Consider the following 17117-nt stretch of genomic DNA (forward strand, 5'->3'; position numbering starts at 1 on the left):
GCTATCCTTTCAGGCCGGACATCGTGATGCCCTGGACGAAGTACTTCTGGGCCAGCAGGAAGAGCAGCAACGGCGGCAGGATCGTCAGCGTCGCCGCCGCCATCATCAGATTGGTCTGGGTGAAGTACTCGCCCTTGAACAGGGCGAGCGCGATCGGCATCGTCTGCAGCCGCGTCGAGTTGAGGAAGATCAACGGCCCGAACAGGTCGTTCCACGAGCCCATGAAGGTCAGTGCGCCGACCGCGGCCAGCGCGGGCTTCACCTGCGGCAGCATGATCCGCCAGAAGGTGCCGAAGGTGGACGCGCCGTCGAGCTTGGCCGCCTCCTCCAGTTCCATCGGTACACCGCGGAACGCCTGCCGGAGCAGGAAGGTGCCGAAGACCGGCGTCAGCACGTTCGGGATCCAGAGCGGGTAGTGGGTGTCGATCCAGCCCATCTCGCGGAACAGCATGTACTGCGGGACGAGGTACACCATGCTCGGGATCATTGCCGTCGACAACAACAACGCGAAGGCCAGGTTCTTGAACGCGAAGTTCAGCCGGGCGAAGCCGTAGCCGGCCAGCGAGGCGAACAGCAGCAGGAACCCGACGTTCAGCGCCGCGAGCTTGCAGCTGTTCAGGAAGAACGGCAACAGCCCGTCGCCGGCCTGGGAGTAGTTGCCCCACTGGAACGTCGACGGGATGAACGTCGGCGGCGACTGCAGTACTTCGTTCTCCGGCTTGAGGGACGCACTCACCATCCACAGCATCGGCATCGCGAACACGACGGCGAAGAAGATCAGGACGAAGAGGACGACGACCCGGCGCGGCAGGTGCCGTGGTGGTTTGTTGACCGGGATTCGCAGGGCTTCAGTTGTCATAGTGCACCCACCGCTTCTCCATCTTCCACTGGATCGCGGTGACGACGCCGACGATGACGAACAGCACCCAGCCCATCGCCGAGGCGTAGCCCAATCGGCCGTGGCCGAAGGCGGTCTCGTAGATGTGGAAGATGAACACCGAGGTGGCGTTGTTCGGTCCGCCGGACGTCATCACGTAGATGATCCCGAACACCTGGAACGACGTGATGAACTGCGTGATCGTGAGAAAGAACAGACTCGGTGTCAGCAGCGGTACGACGACCGCCCAGAACCGGCGCCACGCCGACGCACCATCCACCGTGGCCGCTTCGATCAGCGAGCTGTCGATGCTCTGCAGCCCGGCCAGCAGGATCACCATCGGGTAGCCGACGCCCTGCCAGATGGCGACGATGATCACGGCGATCAGCGCCGTCTTGGTGTCGGACAGCCAGGCCGGTCCGTCGATTCCGATCGTCTTCAGCGTCGAGTTGAACAGCCCGTTGTCCGGGTTGTAGAGCCAGAACCAGACGAAGCCGATCGCGACCACGTTGGTCACCGCGGGCGAGTAGTACAGGGTCCGGAAGATGCCGATGCCCTTGACCTTCTGGTTGCACAGAACGGCCAGCCCGAGTCCGATACCGATGGTCAGGATGACCACGACCAGAGTGAAGATCACCGTGTTGCGCAGCGACGGGTAGAACGTGTCGTCGACGGTGAACAGCTCGCGGTAGTTGCCCAGGCCAAGGAACTTCGGCGAGTTGAGTCCGGTCCAGTTGGTCAGCGAGACCACCAGGGACGCCGCGACCGGCGCCAGCTGGAAGAACAGCACGCCGAAGATCACCGGGCCGACGAACAGCCAGCCGGCCAGGTTCTGCCGTTTCGGTTTCGCCTTCACCCGCTTACGGGCCGGCGGTCCGCCGTCGACGTCGGGCGGTGTCAGGGTCGGAAGGACGGCGTTGGCCATCGGTCACACCTCGATCCCGATGTACTTCTCCTCGAGGAATTCGAGGATGCCTTCGGAGCTGCCTTCGCGACCCAGCCCGGACTGTTTCGTCCCGCCGAACGGCGCGGCCGGATCGCTGAGTACGCCGCGGTTGACCGCGACCATGCCGGCGTCGATCCGCTGCGCGACCGCGAGCGCCTGGGCGGGATCGCCGTACACGTAGGCGATCAGTCCGTAGATGGTGTCGTTCGCCATCGCGATCGCCTCGTCGACGTCGTTGAAGGAGACGATCGCGGTGACCGGCCCGAAGATCTCGATCTGGTTGATCTCGCTCCCGTGCCGTACGTCGGTGAGCACCGTCGGCGGGTAGAAGGCGCCGACCTCCGGAGTCTCACCGCCCAGGGCGAGCGTGGCCCCGTCGGCGACCGCCTGGTCGACCAGCCGCGCCACCTTGTCGCGTTCCTCCGGCGACACCAGGGCTCCGAGCTCGTTCGACCGGTCCGCGCCCGGGCCCATCGTGATGCCCTTCATCGCGACGGTGATCCGGGCAGTGAAGTCCTCGACCAGCGAGTCGTGCACGTAGAACCGGTTGGCCGCCGTACAGGCCGATCCCCCGTTGCGCATCTTCGCGAGCATCGCGCCCTCGACCGCGGCGTCCACGTCGGCACCAGGCAGGACGACGAACGGCGCGTTCCCGCCAAGCTCCATCGACGAGCTGACCACCTGGTCCGCAGCCTCCCGCAGCAGCAGACGGCCGACCTCGGTCGAGCCGGTGAACGACAGCTTGCGTACGGCGGGATGGTGGAGCATCGCGCTCACCGCAGGGCCTGCCGGCACAGGTGTCACGAGGTTCACGACACCCGCCGGGACGCCAGCGCGGCGTAGTACCTCGACGACGTACGCCGCGGTGAGCGGTGTCTGGCTCGCCGGCTTCAGCACGACCGAGCAGCCGGCTGCGAGAGCCGGTGCGATCTTGCGCGTCGCCATCGCGGCCGGGAAGTTCCACGGGGTGATCAGAACCGACACCCCGATCGGATCGCGCCGGACGACGATCGTCTTGTCGCCCGACGGCGAGAGCCGGAAATCGCCGCCGATCCGGACCGCCTCCTCGGCGAACCAGCGGAAGAACTCGGCCGCGTAGCTCGCCTCGCCGAGGGCGTCGGCGTACGCCTTGCCGTTCTCGGCGACGATGAGGCCGGCGAACTGCTCACGTTCGGCGGTGAGGGTGTCGAAACAGGTCCGAAGGATCTCGGAGCGCTGCCTGGGCGGGGTCGCCGCCCAACCGGCCAGCGCGTCGGCCGCGGCGTCCACCGCCGCGAGGCAGTCCGCCTCGGTGGCGGCCGCGAACTGGGCCAGCTCGGACCCGTCGGCCGGATCGTGCACAGCGAACCGCCGGCCGTCGGCGGCCGGGCGCCACTGACCATCGATGAAGAGATCGTGCGGAGAGATCATCAGGTGTGCTCCAAACGCCTGGTCAGAACGGATTGCCGCGATCGCCGGCGTACGCGGCGCGAGTGATCTCGGACAGCGCGCCGGTATCCAGCGGACGGGGGTTGTTGTCGACGAGCCGGGCCGACTTCAGCCCCATCGACGCGACGTACGAGAGCTGGTCCTCGGTCAGGCCGAGTTCCTTCAGCGTGGGTGGGATGCCGATCCGGTCCAGCAGGCCCTCGACGGCCTCGATGCCGGCCAGCGCCTGCGCCGGTCCGCCGTCACTCGCCGGTACGCCGAAGATCGTCGCGATCTCAGCGAACTCCGCTACCCGGGCGGGAGCGTTGTAGCGCATCACGTACGGCAGGAGTACGCCGACTCCGACACCATGCGCGGTATGCGTCAGCGCACCGAGCGGGTACTGCAGCGCGTGCGCCGCGGCGGTCCCGGCGACCCCGAGCGCATAGCCGCCCGCGTTCGCCGCAAGCATCACGTCCGAGCGCGCCTCCCGGTCGTCCGGATGCTCGAAGGCCTGCGGGAGCGCGCGAGCGAGCAGCCCGAGACCCCAGCGTGCGTAGGAGTCGCTGATCACGTTCTTGCCGATGAACACGCGGCCTTCGCCGACCGCGATGGGCGGACGCTGGATCGCGGTGAACGACTCCACCAGATGCGACACCGCGTCGGCACCGGCGCTCGCGGTCAACGCGGGCGGGCAGGTGTAGGTCAGCTCCGGGTCGCAGATCGCCACCGACGGAATCAGGTACGCCGAGGAGATGCCTGCCTTGAGTTCGCGGCGGCTGTCGCTGAGAACGCAGACCGGTGTCACCTCTGACCCGGTCCCGCCCGTCGTCGGTACGGCGATGATCGGCAGGACCGGCCCGGGTACGGCGTTCTCCCCGTAGTACCGGTCGATCGGGCCGCCGTGGCTGAGCAGCAACGCCAGCGCCTTGCCCAGGTCGAGGCAACTGCCTCCACCGATCCCGATCACCACCTCGATTCCGGCGTACCTCATCGCGCTGTAGCAGGCGTCGATGTCGGAGGCCGGCAGCTCGGGGGCGGTGTCGGACCACACGCTCACGTCGATGCCGTGGTCCTTGAGGTCGTTGATCAACTCGGTGAACTCGGCCGAGGCGGCCAGCCGCTCATCCGTGCAGACCAGCGCCTTGCGGCCGTACTCCGCGGCGTGGCGGCCGAGCAGTGAGCGCTGACCGGCGCCGAAGACAACCGTGCGCGGTGATCGTTGTACGCCGAACGAGGCAGAGGTGATCGTCATCGTGGCGGGTCCTTGTCCGGTCGTGGGCGGAGTCATTCGGCCAGAACTGCTTCGGGCTGGGCTGCGTCCTGGGTTGTGTCCAGGGCGGTCAGCTCACGCCACAACTCGTCGGCGATCTCGATGCCGTGAGCCACTGATTCCTGGTAGCGGGCCCGAGCTCCGTCACCGGGAACCGCGACCGGTGCACCGGGGTCGGCGGGCCGGCTGCCGCGGACCTGGTCGAGGTACTCGGAGGCGGAGTGCCCGCCGCCGCTCATCAGGATGAACAGGTCGCCCTTGTTGCTCGGGCGGGTGTCGTCCAGGGTCCCGCCGACCGCCGTACCGTAGGCGGCACCGGTCAGGAACGTGACCATCGCACCCAGACCGAGCCCGAGTCCGTAGCCCTTCGCTCCGCCGAACGGCGCGATCGATCCGCACTTGGCCGCCACCGGGTCGACCGTCGGGTTGCCGGCGGCATCCAACGCCCAGCCCGGCTCGAGCGGTACGCCGCGCAGCGCGTGGTCATGCACCTTGCCCATCGAGACCTGCGACGTGGCCATGTCGAGCACCAGCGGATGCGGTTGCGCAGGGACACCGAGGGCCAACGGGTTGGTCCCGAGGATCGCCTCGGTGCCGCCCCACGGATGGACCAGCGCCTCGCTGGTGGTCATCCCCAGACAGACCACGCCGCGCTCGGCCATCCGGCCGGCGTAGAACCCGAGCATGCCCAGGTGGTTGTTGTTCGTGATCGAGCAGACCGCGACGCCGTGCCGTTCGGCCGCCGGAACGACCGCTTCCAGAGCGCGGAGCGCGACCACAGGCCCCAAGCCCTGCTCGCCGTCGACGGACAGGTAGCAGGGACTGAGCCATTCGTGCTTGCCCGTGTTCGTCGGGCTCGCGGTGCCGTTGCCCAGCCGGCGGAGCAGACGTGGCAGGCGGAGCAGGCCGTGGGATGGCACGCCTTTCGCCTCGGCGACCAGGAGAAGTTCGGCTTGCTGGGCCGCCGCCGGGGCGGGAACACCCGCGGTGACGAGTAGACGTTCGGCCAGGGACTGAGCTGTTGCGAGGTCTGTGAGCACGTCGACCATCCCAGGGGTGGATCGGTGGATCGTGGCGATTTTTGGCAGGCTAGATCAGATCAGATATGATTTGCAATGGTCTGTGGATACGAATTCACGATCTGGCCCACCACCCCGCCGGCCGGACAGGAACGACAGATGAGCGAACGCGGTGCCGAGCGTCCCGAACGGACCCGGATGAGTGATGTCGTCTACGAGCAGCTGCAGACATGGCTGCTGGACGGTGCGATCCAGCCCGGTGAGCGGATCCGGGTCGACGTGGTCAGCCGCCAGCTCGGCGTCTCCCAGACCCCGGTCCGGGAGTCACTGAACCGGCTCGAGGCCGAGGATCTGGTCACCAAGACACATCTGATCGGATATTCCGCCAGTCCCAAGCTCACCCCCGAGCGGTTCGAGGATCTCTTCGAGGCGCGGTTCCTGATCGAGCCGTACTGCGCCGGTCTGGCGGCCGGCCGGCACCAGCGGGTCGAGGTCGAGCAGATCGCCGGCATCGCTGCCGACCTGCGCGTGCGCTACCAGGCCGGCACGATGTCGTACGGCGCCTTCGCCCGCGAGGACGCCGACTTCCACCAGGCGATCATCGCGGCGACCGGGAACAGCTACTTCGGAGAGATCTTCGCCAAGCTGCACTGCCATCTGCAGCTGTTCCGGCTGCTGCGCGACTCCCGGGTGACCGAGGACGCGCTGGAGGAGCACGACCTGATCGTCACCGCGATCCGGCAGCGCGACACCGAGGCCGCGGATGCCGCGATGCATGCCCACCTGACCGCGTCCCGCAGCCGGCTGAGGTCAGCCTTCGAATCGACCCCGGCGAGTGTTGAGGAGGCCGCCACGACGACGACCTGATCAGCGCTCCGGGCCGGACACCGACAGCGGGTCGAACCCGTACGGGAGCTCCAGGCGATGCGCACTCATCAGCTCGGCGTCGCCGAGCAGGTCCCGGGTCTTGCCGTCGGCAACGATCCGGCCGTCGTCCATGAGCAGGCTGCGCTCGCACAGCTGCAAGGCGTACGGCAGGTCGTGCGTGATCATCAGCAGCGTGACGTCGAGCTCGGACAGGATGTCGGCCAGCTCCCGTCGCGCCGCCGGGTCGAGGTTGCTCGACGGCTCGTCCAGCACCAGGACCTCGGGCCGCATCGCCAGCACGGTCGCCACCGCGACCCGCCGCCGCTGACCGAACGACAGATGGTGCGGCGCGAGATCGGCGTGATCCTGCATGCCCACCTGGACAAGAGCCTCGTGCACGCGTTCGTCGAGCTCGGCGCCACGCAGCCCGAGGTTCGCCGGTCCGAACGCGACGTCGTCCCGAACAGTCGGCATGAACAACTGGTCGTCCGGGTCCTGGAACACCAGTCCGACCTTGCGCCGGATCACGGCGAGGTGCTCTCGATGCAAACCGGTTCCGCCGATCTGGATCCCGCCGCTCCCGGTCCCACCGGCGACCGAGCCGAGGATGCCGTTCAGATGCAGCACCAACGTGGTCTTGCCGGCACCGTTCGGCCCGAGCAGAGCCACTCGCTCCCCGTGCTCGACAGTGAAATCGACGCCGAACAGCGCCTGCCGCCCGTCCGGATACGCGAAGACGAGCCGCTCGACGTGAATCGCTGGACCGCTCACAGGCCCACCACCCTTGCCATGACTGCGATGAGGACCGCGAGCAGAGAGATCGTGAGACCTTCCAGCCATTGCGATCGGACTGCCCCGGCCTGACTCAGCAGCGGCATCCGGCCGGTGTAACCGCGGGACCGCATCGCGAGGTGCACGCGCTCACCGCGCTCGAAGCTGCGGACGAACAGACCGCCCACTCCCCCGGCGACCGCCTTCAGATGTCCGACCCGGCCGCCGGCGTACCCGCGCGACTCGCGGGCGATCCGCATCCGGTGCAGGTCGTCCGACACCACGCTGAGGTAGCGGATCATGAACGACAGGATCGCCACCAGCGTCGCGGGGAGCCGCAACCGTTCGAGGCCGGCCAGCAGATCGCGCGGCGCAGTCGTCGCGGACAACAGGATCGCCGCGACCACTCCGAGCGTCCCCTTGGCGAGCACGTTCCATGCACCGAGTACGCCGGACTGCGACAACTCCAACCCGAGTACGTCGATCCGCGGGCCGGTCGCCACGAACGGCAGCAGCAGCGCGAACACGATGAACGGCGTCTCCACCGCCAGCCGGCGCGACACCACGTGGACCGGCAACTTGGCGACAACCACTGCAGCCACGAGCATCGCGGCGTACAGACCGAAGGCCCAGAAGACAGGCGCCGGCGTGGAGACGACCGCGAGGACGAACACGAACAACGCGACGAGCTTCACCTGCGCCGGCACCCGGTGGACTCTACTGTCTACCGCCACGAGCAGGCCGTCGCCGCTCACGACGCCTTGTTCGCCCGGAGTGAGGCCAGCTTGGCGAGAGCCAGGCCGAGCACGATCGTGACCAGTACGCCGATGATGCCGGCCAGGGCGCCGGAGACCTCGGAGTTGCCGATGCCGCTGACGCCGTAGTCGGCCAGCGGGCTGCCCGCGGCCGCGGACGACTTGGCGGCGGTCTCGAAGCCCAGCTTCGCGCCGACGAACTCCAGCCCGTCCGGATGCGCGCTCGCGAACAGGCTCAGACCGCCCGCCACCACCAGCGTGACCGCGATGCCGACACCGAGCGAACGGCCGGCCGGCTTGGCAGCGATCGGCCGGTCCGGTGAGACGGTCGAAGTGTTGCCGTCGGCATCGACCAGGACGAGATCCTGCTGCAGGTGGCGCGCGGCGTACACGAGATCAGGGCGGGTCGCGACAACCGCGCCCAGCACCGCTGCGGTGATCACGGCCTCGCCGATGCCGACCAGAATGTGCCAGCCGACCATCGCGGTCGCGAGCTTGCTGAGCGGAATATCGACCGCGCCACCGATCGCGTACAACCCGGTGAAGGCCAACGCGGCGACCGGGACGGACACGAGCGCGCCGACCGTGGCCGCAGGCACGACGCTGCCGACCCGGCGCGGCAACGCCTTCAGCACGGCACGCGTCAGGAAGTAGCCGACCAGAACCGTGATCAGACCCATCAGGGTGATGTTCGTACCGAGAGCGGTCAGCCCGCCATCCGCGAACAGCAACCCTTGGACCAGCAGCACCGTCGACATCACCAGTACGGCGGACCATGGCCCGACCAACGCCGCAGCCAACGCACCACCGAGCAGGTGCCCGCTGGTCCCCGCGCCGACCGGGAAGTTCACCATCTGCACGGCGAACACGAAGGCCGCGGTCAGCCCGGCCAGGGCCGGTCCGGTCTCGCGGATCTCGCGGTTGGCTCGTTGCAGGCTGAAGCCGACCGCACCGGCCGCGATCAGACCGGTCGCGACGGACGTCGGGGCGTCGAAGAAGCCGTCAGGTACATGCACCTGAACAATGGTGAGCTAGTTGCGACCGAATCGCAACAAGCAATGTCACAAAGCCTTCAGTGCTTCGCCGATCGCCCGATGGAATGTCGGATATGCGTAAATCATCTGTCGCAGAGAGTGCACAGGAACGGCCGCATGCACGGCAACCGCCAGTGCGCTGAGCACCTCGCCACCGGTCGGGCCCGCACTGGTCGCGCCGACCAGGACACCACGCTCGTTGTCGGCGACCACCTTGATGAAGCCCTCGTTGCCGGCCTTGTGGATCCAGCCGCGGGTCGACGCCGGGATCGGGGTCGACCCGGTCCGGACGTCGAGCCCAGCCTCGCGCGCCTGCTTCTCGGTCAGCCCGACCGCGCCGATCTCCGGATCGGTGAACGTCACCCGCGGCATCGCGTGGTAGCTCGCGGTCGGTGCGTCCGGCTCCTCGAGGATGTCGCGGACAGCGATGTCAGCCTGGTACATCGCGTTGTGGGTGAACACGCCGACACCGGTGACATCGCCGATCGCCCACACCTTGTCGCCGGCCCGGACGTGGCCGTCCACCTCGATCCGATGGGCCTTCGGGTCGAGCCCGAGCTGGTCCAGGCCGAGCTCGTCGGTCGCGATCCGGCGTCCCGTTGCCACCAGCAACTTCTCACCGCTGACCACCGACCCGTTGTCCAGCGTGACGGTGAACGTGTTCCCGGCGTACCCGACCTGCTTGGCGTGCACGCCGGTGTGGAAGGTGACGCCGTCACGCTCGAGCGCCTCGCGGGCCAGTACGCCGGACTCCGGCTCCTCCATCGACAGCACCTCGGCGGCGCCCTCGATCACGCTGACCTGGGATCCGAACCGGGCGAACGCCTGCGCCAGTTCCATCCCGATCGCGCCGCCGCCGAGCACCAGCATCGAGACCGGCAGCGTGTCCGCCTCGATCGCCTCCCGGTTCGTCCAGTACGGCGTACCCGCCAGACCGTCAATCGGCGGGACGGCCGGTATCGTGCCGGTCGCGATCACGATGCCGCGGGTCGCCTCGAACTCGCGGTCGCCGGCCCGGACCGTGTTCCGGCCGGTGATCGTGCCGCGCTCCTTCAGCACCGTCGCGCCCTTGCTGACCAGCCGGTCCACCGCGACCTTGTCGTTCCAGTTGTCGGTCGCCTCCGCGCGGATCCGCTTGGCCACCGGCGCCCAGTCCGGCTGGACCGACGCCGTACCGGCCATGCCGTCGACCCGGCGGGTCTCGGCGATCAGGTTCGCGGCCCGGATCATCATCTTGCTCGGGATGCAGCCGTAGTACGGGCACTCGCCGCCGACCAGCCGGGACTCGATCCCGACCACGCGCAGCCCTGCCTGTGCCAATCGCCCGGCGGTCTCCTCGCCGCCAACACCCAGTCCCACCACGACCACGTCCACCTGTTCAGCCATGCGGACAATCTCGCAGAAGGGACCGGAACCGGCCAAGCTCCGAGCCTGCGTGTCACCGCGCGGTAAGCAAGCGTTCACCGCGGGCACCTACGCTGCAGAACTCGTGGAAGTGGGGACACGTTGTTCGATTTCTCTGGGTTCGGCAGTATCAACATCGAGACCGTCATCGCCGCCGTCACCCTGTTCGGCACCTCGATCGTCTGGCTGCTCGACCGCTATCTGTTGCGCCGCAAACGGCTCGTCTACCGGGTCCAGGTGGATGCGCAGATAGGGGTGCACCCGAAGCAGAACCGCGCCCGGGAAATGGTCGACGTCGAGGTGGTCCACCAGGGCACGGTGGTCCAGGATCCCAGCATCGTGCTGCTGCGGCTGGACAACGCCGGCGGCACCGACATCGACGCGCGCGACATGCAGGACAAGGTGTCGTTCGTGTTCCCGGACCGCAAGATCGTCCGGATGAAGGTGGTCGAGTCGCAGCCGGACTCGCTCGGCAAGATGCTGGAGAGCCGGATGAACCCGGCCGACTACGTTGACACCGAGAAGCTCGTGGTGCCCCGGATCGCGATCAACCGCGGCGACCACTTCAAGTTCCTGCTGGTGCTGTCCGGGAGGGGCCGCGACGTCGCCCACTCCGGCTATCTGGCCGGCGGGTCGACCGGTGGCGGGGTCTACCACGAACCACGGCCGCGCGGGCCGGGTCGCCGTACGTTGATGTTCGGTGCGACCACGCTGGTGCTGGTCGGCGCGCTGGTCGCGTTCTTCCTGGTCGACGTACTGCAGCCGCCGGACGACTGCGAGTCGGGACAGTTGCGGGTGATCGGGTCGACCGCGGTGGAGCCGACGATGACCGAGCTGCGCAGTGCGTACGTGACCGACTGCACCCAGGCCGACATCACGATCGCGGCGAACGGCAGCCGCAGCGGCGTGCGCAGCCTCAGCGGTCTGGGTGCGCAGGACGGGACCGCTGCGAGCAAGGTGATCGCCATGTCGGACGGCCCGGCCGAGGACGCGCCCACGCTCCGCGGGGACCGATGGCGGTGGTCGTGTTCGCCGTGGTGATCAACCGGTCGGCCGCGGTGACATCGTTGACCACCGCGCAACTGCGGGCGATCTACAACGGTCAGATCACCAACTGGAAGGACGTCGGCGGCAAGGATCTGCCGATCCGGATGGTCAGCCGGGTCGGCCCGGACTCGGGGTCGCGACGGGTGTTCCGGGAGAAGGTGCTCGGCGGAGATCAGGAGCTCGGGATCACCTCCGACGACTGCCGCACGGACGACGACGCCGCGGCCGCGAAGTACCTACAAGCTGTCGGAGACCGGGTCGCTGACCGCGACCTTCCTGGAGTACGTACGCTCGCCGCAGGCCCGCCCGATCCTCGAACGCAGCGGCCTCGTGCCCTGCGGTGATCTCCCGCCGGGGTTCTGTGGTTAGTCTGCGGAGATGATCGTCATCGCACACCTGAGCGACCCGCATCTCGACGGTTCGGACGAGCCACGATCGCGGCTCCGGCGGATCACGTCGTACCTGAAGTCCTTCACCCGGCCGGTCGACGTCATCCTCGTCACCGGCGACCTGGCCGACCACGGCCTGGAGTCCGAGTACGCCGAAGTCGCGGCCGAGCTGTCGACGGACATCCCTGTGCTCATGCTGCCGGGCAACCATGACGTGAGTACGCCGCTTCGCGCCGGACTGGCGTCGTACGTCGACTCACCGGACGACGGGCATCCGGTGCATCAGGTCAAGGAAGCGGCCGGTGCGCGATTCGTCCTCGTCGACAGCACGGTGCCCGGTGAAGACCACGGGCTGCTGTCCAACGACTCCCTCACCTGGCTGGACGGCGTACTGCGGGAGCCCTTCGACGGGCCGGTGTTCGTGGCGATGCATCATCCACCGCTCGAGCTGCACCACCCTGTCATGGACCAGTGGATGCTCCACGATCGTGAGGGCCTCGAGACGGTCCTGACCGGGAAGACCGTCACCGCGATCCTCACCGGTCACGTGCACAACCCGATCGTCACGACGTTCGCCGGCCACCCTGTCCTCGGCGCGCCCGGCATCCGCTCCACCATTCCGCTCCCCTTCGAGCCACCGATCTCGGGCACCGGCGTCGTCGATCCCACCGCCCATCCAGGCCTCGCCCTCCACGTCCACCTCCCGGGCGAGCCGCTGCAGACCGTCTACAGGTTCCCGCTGTGACCGGCGACCTCGTGCTCCGGCCGGTCGGACGGGTCGAGTCGTCACTCGCAACCCGTGAGGAGGCCCCACGCCAGGGCGACGAAGGCGCACCGGACGCGTGGGTCGTGTTCGACGAGTCCGTCCGCGCCGCCCTCCATGACCTCGCGCCGGGCGACGAGGTGATCCTGATCAGCTGGTTCGATCGCTCCGACCGCGACGTCCTCACTGTTCATCCTCGCGGCGACCTGTCCCGTCCGGCGACCGGCGTGTTCAGCACCCGCTCCCCCGACCGCCCGAACCCGCTCGGCCTGCACCGCGTCACGATCCTGGCGACCGACGGGCTGCGCCTGCATGTCGATCACCTGGAAGCCATCGACGGCACCCCCATCGTCGACGTCAAACCCGTTCTCGGCGACATCACCGAGCGGTGAGACGGCTCAGCCCCGGACGCGTTGGTGCCCGGTCGGCGCGCGGCTCGGGTACGGGCCGGTGAGGTAGGTGTTGATCTCGGCGATGGTGCCGTCGGGGTCACGGATGACATGGCGCAGGCCGTTCCAGCGGGCGACCTCGACGCCGATCGCGATCAGCCGCAGCCGGCTCGCCCCGGAGGCGAACGGCTCGGGGCTGTCACACCGCCGCGTGTACCACGTGCCGCCCTGGTGGTAGGTCTCCACATCCGCGTGCAGCTCGTAGGTGCTGTCTGGTTCGGTGAGGTCAAACGATGTCATCCGGCCTGCCTTCAGCTAGGAATCCCGCCACCGAAGTTCATCACCCGGCCCCGGTCCGGCACTGCGGCCGAAAGTCCTCGACCTTCAGGACCTGGGTCCCGAACGACGAAGCCCTCCGGACCGCGTGGTCCGGAGGGCTTGCCTGCAAGCGAAGATCAGAAGTTGATCATGTGGCCCTCGAGGCCGTGGAACACTTCCTGCAGGGCCTCGCTCAGGGTCGGGTGGGCGTGCACGTTGCGGGCCAGTTCCTTGGTGGTCAGGTCCCACTTCTGTGCCAGGGTCAGCTCGGGCAGCAGTTCGGTGACCTCCGGGCCGATCAGGTGGCCGCCGAGGAGTTCGCCGTACTTGGCGTCGCTGATCACCTTGACGAAACCGGTCGGGTCGCCGAGGCCGTGCGCCTTGCCGTTCGCGGTGAACGGGAACTTCGCGACCTTGACGTCGTGGCCCAGCTTGCGGGCCTCCTCCTCGGTGTAGCCGAAGCTGGCGATCTGCGGCTGGCAGAACGTCGCCCGCGGGATCATCGCGTAGTCGAGCTCCATCGTCTCGTGCCCGGCGATGGTCTCGGCCGCGACCACACCCATCGCCTCGGCCGCGTGCGCGAGCATCAGCTTCGCGGTCACGTCGCCGATGGCGAAGATGTTCGGCACGTTGGTCCGGCAGAAGCCGTCGATGCCGACCGCGCCGCGCTCGGTCAGCGCGACACCGATCTTGTCCAGGCCGTAGCCGTCGACGCGCGGCTGGAAGCCGATCGCCTGCAGCACCTTGTCGGCCTCCAGCGTCTGCTGGTTGCCGTCCTTGCCCGTGACGGTGATCTTGACCTTCTCGCCGGACTCGTCGATCGAGTCGACCCTGGTCGAGGTGAGCAGGTCGACGCCGAGCTTCTTGTACGCCCGGGCCAGCTCCTTGGACACCTCGGGATCCTCGAGCGGGACGATCCGGTCCAGGAACTCGACGATCGTCACCTTCACGCCGTAGTTGGCCAGCACGTAGGCGAACTCGACGCCGATCGCGCCGGCGCCGGCGATGACGATCGAGCCCGGCAGCTCCTCGGTGAGGATCTGCTCCTCGTAGGTCACCACGCGGTCGCTCAGCTGCGTGCCCGGCAGCAGCTTGGTGGTCGCGCCGGTGGCCAGGATGCAGTTGTCGAACGTGACGGTCTCCGACGAGCCGTCGTTCAGCGTCACGTCGAGGGTGTTGGCGTCGGTGAACGAGCCCCAGCCCTCGAACTCGGTGATGTTGTTCTTCTTCATCAGGAAGTGGACGCCCTTGACCCGGCCGTCCGCCACCTTGCGGCTGCGCTGCACCGCGGTCGGGAAGTCGAAGCTCACCTCGCCGCTGATTCCGAAGGTCTTCGCCTCCGCCCGGAAGATGTGCGCGAGCTCGGCGTTGCGCAGCAGCGCCTTGGACGGGATACAGCCCACGTTCAGGCAGACACCGCCCCAGTACTTCTTCTCGATGATGGCGGTTTTGAGCCCGAGCTGGGCGGCGCGGATCGCCGCGACGTACCCACCCGGACCCGCGCCGAGGACAACAACGTCAAAGTGCGAGGCCATGAAGTGAACTTTAATCGGTCACTCCAATCGATCCGACACCACCTGCGGGCTCTGTGGCACGCCTCATGGTCACGTTCTGTAGACGAGGGTTTCGTCCGGAGCGTTTGCCGCCTACGCTGGCCTGGCGCGGGGGTCCGTCTCCCTCCGCGCGCGTGAGGCGAGACGAATGGGGGCCTGATGGTTGTGGGGAACCGTCGGGGGCTGCGATTGGCAGCACTCGGCACGCTGCTGGCAGTGGTCGCACTGCCGGCGTACGCCGATGACCCGACCCCACCGCCACCCGCGTCGGTGACGGACGTCAACCGGACCCTGGAGGAGCTGCAGGCCGAGGCCGCCGCCGTCCAGGCCGACTTCGCCAAGGCGACCATCGCCTACACCAACGCTCTCAAGGCGGCGCAGACCGCTGAGGCCGCCGCCAAGAAGGCCGAGACCGCCGCGGCCGCGTCGAAGGGCAGGGCCGACGAGCAGCGCCGCCGGCTCGGCCTGCTGACCGCGCAGGCCTACCAGCTCGGCATCCCGACCGTGATGGGTGCGGAGTCGATGCTCTGGTCGCTCGCCCCGGTCGCGGAGAACCTGCAGGAGATCGCCGACCGCCAGACCGCGATCACCCAGCTCGGCAGCACCCAGGTCGCGCAGTACAAGACCGCGATGGCCGCTGAGTCCGAGGCGGGCCGGACCCGGTCCGAGGCCGCCGGCAAGCGGGCCGTCGCGAACGAGGCGGCCGCGAAAGCCAAGGAGCTCAGCCAGCAGGTGCAGCAGAAGGCCGCGTTCGCCGCCACAGCGATGGAAGGCCAGGCCGCCGACCTCGACGGTGCGTCCGAGCTCTCCAGGCAGCTGCAGCTCGCCCGCAACCAGCAGGCCCTCACGCGCTGGAAGACGTACCTGACCGAGCTCACCACCGCCAAGGTCAAGCCACCGGCGGCCGCCGTACTCAAGAATCCGGCCAAGCTCCCGGCCGGCCTGAAGCCGCTGACCGCGGCCGGTGCGCCGGTGCCCGGAGCGGCGTCGACCGTCACCGGCGGGCGGACGATCCGGGTGTTGCCGGCCGAGACGATCCGCGCGGTCAACCAGGCCTTCAGCCTGCTCGGCAAGCCGTACGGCGTCGGCGCGACCGGCCCCGCGAAGTACGGCTGCCTCGGCGCGGCCCGGGTCGCATGGCAGCCGTACACGACGCTTCCCAACCTGGTCGGCAAGGTCTACCCGAACTACCAGGCAGTGCCCAAGACCCAGGTCCAGCCCGGCGATCTGCTCGTGATGGGCAGCAAGTCGCTCGGCCTCGTCCACATCGGCGTCGCCCTCGACAACGGCGAGATGATCGCCGCCGACGAGGCCAAGGGCTCCGTGGTCGTCACCACCGTCCCGGACAACCTGTACTCCGCGCTGCGCCCGACGCTCGGCAAGCCCGCCAAGCCGCAGATCGCCCCGACCCCGAGCTCCGAGTCGTACGCCTTCCGTTGCGGCAACACCGCGACGTCGTACAACATCGGCACCGGCGCCTGGACCTGGCCGCTGCCCGACGGCACCTACGAGATCGGGACGCCGTTCGGCCAGGCCGGCTCGATGTGGGCGACTGGCATCCACACCGGCCAGGATTTCCCAGCCGCCGTCGGTACGCCGGTCCGAGCGGCGACATCCGGTGTCGTCCGGGTCGAGCACCCGGCCTGGGCCGGCAACCTGGTCCGGATCGACCACGGCAACGGCCTCGAGACGCTCTACGCACACCTCAGTGCGATCGACGTCGCCGACGGTGCGCAGGTGAAGGCCGGGCAACGGATCGGTGCGGTCGGCACCGAAGGCAACTCCACCGGACCACACCTGCACTTCGAGGTCCGGCTCGGCGGCGACCCGGTCAACCCGATGCCGTTCCTGGCCACCGGGTCGGCGAGCGTCGGGTGGGGCGGCTTCAGCAACGGCATGATCCCGTCCAGCAAGCTGTGTGGCCTCGGCTCCGGCCACAAGCTCCGCTGCGACGCGGCAGCGGCGTACGCGCAACTCGCCGCCGCCTACCGCGCCCAGTTCGGCAGGACGCTGTGCATCACCGACTCGTACCGCTCCTACACCTCCCAGGTCGACCTGTACGCCCGCAAACCGTCCCTGGCCGCCCTCCCCGGTACGTCGAACCACGGCTGGGGCGTCGCGGTCGACCTGTGCGGCGGCATCGACCGGTTCGGCACCAAGCAGTACCAGTGGATGAAGAACCACGCCGCGACGTACGGCTGGGTGCACCCGTCCTGGGCCGAGCAGGGCGGCTCCCGCGAGGAACCCTGGCACTGGGAATTCGGCAAACCGGCCAGTGCCTGACCAGGCTTGAGCTTCGGCAACA

At 68.4% G+C, this 17117-nt stretch carries 17 protein-coding genes; 6 read left to right on the plus strand and 11 right to left on the minus strand.

Translation table 11 applies throughout. From position 1 onward, the window contains the following. Position 1: 1 nt before the first annotated feature. Genes E0H75_RS23600 through E0H75_RS23620 form a run of 5 tightly spaced genes read right to left on the minus strand, consistent with a single transcriptional unit; the run spans position 2 to position 5543 of the window. Positions 2 to 859 carry a carbohydrate ABC transporter permease gene (locus E0H75_RS23600; RefSeq protein WP_131357336.1) on the minus strand — a complete coding sequence of 286 codons (858 nt, stop codon included), beginning with the start codon at positions 857 to 859 and terminating at the stop codon, positions 2 to 4. Continuing rightward, positions 849 to 1802: a carbohydrate ABC transporter permease gene (locus E0H75_RS23605; RefSeq protein WP_131515802.1), complete on the minus strand. Its 954-nt coding sequence runs from the start codon at positions 1800 to 1802 to the stop codon at positions 849 to 851. The genes E0H75_RS23600 and E0H75_RS23605 overlap by 11 nt, the downstream gene beginning before the upstream one ends. A 3-nt stretch (positions 1803 to 1805) precedes the next feature. Further along, positions 1806 to 3233: an NAD-dependent succinate-semialdehyde dehydrogenase gene (locus E0H75_RS23610; protein WP_131515803.1), complete on the minus strand. Its 1428-nt coding sequence runs from the start codon at positions 3231 to 3233 to the stop codon at positions 1806 to 1808. A gap of 22 nt (positions 3234 to 3255) precedes the next feature. Next, positions 3256 to 4485, minus strand: coding sequence for an iron-containing alcohol dehydrogenase (locus E0H75_RS23615; protein ID WP_131515804.1), 1230 nt, complete (start codon positions 4483 to 4485; stop codon positions 3256 to 3258). A gap of 32 nt (positions 4486 to 4517) precedes the next feature. Then, positions 4518 to 5543 (minus strand): Ldh family oxidoreductase, encoded by a 1026-nt coding sequence (locus E0H75_RS23620; RefSeq protein WP_202873135.1) that lies wholly within the window; start codon positions 5541 to 5543, stop codon positions 4518 to 4520. Positions 5544 to 5681: 138 nt separating this feature from the next. Between E0H75_RS23620 and E0H75_RS23625 the strand changes: the two genes are divergently transcribed. Continuing rightward, positions 5682 to 6389: a GntR family transcriptional regulator gene (locus tag E0H75_RS23625; protein ID WP_165553981.1), complete on the plus strand. Its 708-nt coding sequence runs from the start codon at positions 5682 to 5684 to the stop codon at positions 6387 to 6389. On the opposite strand, the gene E0H75_RS23630 is transcribed toward E0H75_RS23625, so the two are convergent. From E0H75_RS23630 to E0H75_RS23645, 4 genes are read right to left on the minus strand one after another with little or no spacing between them, the layout of a single operon-like run. Beyond that, a complete protein-coding gene (locus E0H75_RS23630; protein ID WP_131515807.1) occupies positions 6390 to 7160 on the minus strand; it encodes an energy-coupling factor ABC transporter ATP-binding protein in 771 nt (256 codons plus the stop codon). Further along, the gene (gene cbiQ, locus E0H75_RS23635) at positions 7157 to 7867 is read right to left on the minus strand and encodes a cobalt ECF transporter T component CbiQ (protein WP_202873136.1); all 711 of its coding nucleotides are present in this window, start codon (positions 7865 to 7867) and stop codon (positions 7157 to 7159) included. Before cbiQ ends, E0H75_RS23630 begins: the two co-directional genes overlap by 4 nt. A gap of 44 nt (positions 7868 to 7911) precedes the next feature. Next, positions 7912 to 8931, minus strand: a complete 1020-nt coding sequence (locus E0H75_RS23640; RefSeq protein WP_131515809.1) for an energy-coupling factor ABC transporter permease — start codon at positions 8929 to 8931, stop codon at positions 7912 to 7914. Positions 8932 to 8976: 45 nt separating this feature from the next. Beyond that, positions 8977 to 10335, minus strand: a complete 1359-nt coding sequence (locus E0H75_RS23645) for a dihydrolipoyl dehydrogenase family protein (RefSeq protein WP_131515810.1) — start codon at positions 10333 to 10335, stop codon at positions 8977 to 8979. A gap of 120 nt (positions 10336 to 10455) precedes the next feature. Here E0H75_RS23645 and E0H75_RS23650 point away from each other — a divergent pair, with 120 nt between their 5' ends. Genes E0H75_RS23650 through tsaA form a run of 4 tightly spaced genes read left to right on the plus strand, consistent with a single transcriptional unit; the run spans position 10456 to position 12944 of the window. Further along, positions 10456 to 11394, plus strand: a complete 939-nt coding sequence (locus tag E0H75_RS23650; protein ID WP_131515811.1) for a type 2 periplasmic-binding domain-containing protein — start codon at positions 10456 to 10458, stop codon at positions 11392 to 11394. Continuing rightward, positions 11367 to 11744, plus strand: coding sequence for a PstS family phosphate ABC transporter substrate-binding protein (locus tag E0H75_RS23655; RefSeq protein WP_131515812.1), 378 nt, complete (start codon positions 11367 to 11369; stop codon positions 11742 to 11744). Before E0H75_RS23650 ends, E0H75_RS23655 begins: the two co-directional genes overlap by 28 nt. Positions 11745 to 11778: 34 nt before the next feature. Continuing rightward, positions 11779 to 12534 carry a metallophosphoesterase gene (locus E0H75_RS23660; RefSeq protein ID WP_131515813.1) on the plus strand — a complete coding sequence of 252 codons (756 nt, stop codon included), beginning with the start codon at positions 11779 to 11781 and terminating at the stop codon, positions 12532 to 12534. Then, complete coding sequence (gene tsaA, locus E0H75_RS23665) at positions 12531 to 12944, plus strand: tRNA (N6-threonylcarbamoyladenosine(37)-N6)-methyltransferase TrmO (RefSeq protein WP_131515814.1); 414 nt, start codon at positions 12531 to 12533, stop codon at positions 12942 to 12944. The genes E0H75_RS23660 and tsaA overlap by 4 nt, the downstream gene beginning before the upstream one ends. Positions 12945 to 12950: 6 nt before the next feature. On the opposite strand, the gene E0H75_RS23670 is transcribed toward tsaA, so the two are convergent. Further along, a complete protein-coding gene (locus E0H75_RS23670; protein WP_131515815.1) occupies positions 12951 to 13241 on the minus strand; it encodes a DUF2188 domain-containing protein in 291 nt (96 codons plus the stop codon). A gap of 155 nt (positions 13242 to 13396) precedes the next feature. Further along, positions 13397 to 14794 (minus strand): dihydrolipoyl dehydrogenase, encoded by a 1398-nt coding sequence (lpdA, locus tag E0H75_RS23675; RefSeq protein WP_131515816.1) that lies wholly within the window; start codon positions 14792 to 14794, stop codon positions 13397 to 13399. A gap of 177 nt (positions 14795 to 14971) precedes the next feature. On the opposite strand from lpdA, the gene E0H75_RS23680 reads away from it, so the two are divergent. Beyond that, a complete protein-coding gene (locus tag E0H75_RS23680; protein WP_131515817.1) occupies positions 14972 to 17095 on the plus strand; it encodes a peptidoglycan DD-metalloendopeptidase family protein in 2124 nt (707 codons plus the stop codon). Positions 17096 to 17117 lie beyond the last annotated feature (22 nt).

It is taken from the genome of Kribbella capetownensis (assembly GCF_004331485.1).
GTDB classification, from domain to species: domain Bacteria; phylum Actinomycetota; class Actinomycetes; order Propionibacteriales; family Kribbellaceae; genus Kribbella; species Kribbella capetownensis.

Coding starts and splice junctions, on each gene's coding strand:
- E0H75_RS23670 (WP_131515815.1), bottom strand. CDS start 13,241: ATGACATCGTTTGACCTCACCGAACCAGACAGCACCTACGAGCTGCAC.
- E0H75_RS23645 (WP_131515810.1), bottom strand. CDS start 10,335: ATGGCTGAACAGGTGGACGTGGTCGTGGTGGGACTGGGTGTTGGCGGC.
- E0H75_RS23605 (WP_131515802.1), bottom strand. CDS start 1,802: ATGGCCAACGCCGTCCTTCCGACCCTGACACCGCCCGACGTCGACGGC.
- E0H75_RS23625 (WP_165553981.1), top strand. CDS start 5,682: ATGAGCGAACGCGGTGCCGAGCGTCCCGAACGGACCCGGATGAGTGAT.
- lpdA (WP_131515816.1), bottom strand. CDS start 14,794: ATGGCCTCGCACTTTGACGTTGTTGTCCTCGGCGCGGGTCCGGGTGGG.
- E0H75_RS23600 (WP_131357336.1), bottom strand. CDS start 859: ATGACAACTGAAGCCCTGCGAATCCCGGTCAACAAACCACCACGGCAC.
- E0H75_RS23610 (WP_131515803.1), bottom strand. CDS start 3,233: ATGATCTCTCCGCACGATCTCTTCATCGATGGTCAGTGGCGCCCGGCC.
- E0H75_RS23660 (WP_131515813.1), top strand. CDS start 11,779: ATGATCGTCATCGCACACCTGAGCGACCCGCATCTCGACGGTTCGGAC.
- E0H75_RS23615 (WP_131515804.1), bottom strand. CDS start 4,485: ATGACGATCACCTCTGCCTCGTTCGGCGTACAACGATCACCGCGCACG.
- E0H75_RS23655 (WP_131515812.1), top strand. CDS start 11,367: ATGGCGGTGGTCGTGTTCGCCGTGGTGATCAACCGGTCGGCCGCGGTG.
- E0H75_RS23680 (WP_131515817.1), top strand. CDS start 14,972: ATGGTTGTGGGGAACCGTCGGGGGCTGCGATTGGCAGCACTCGGCACG.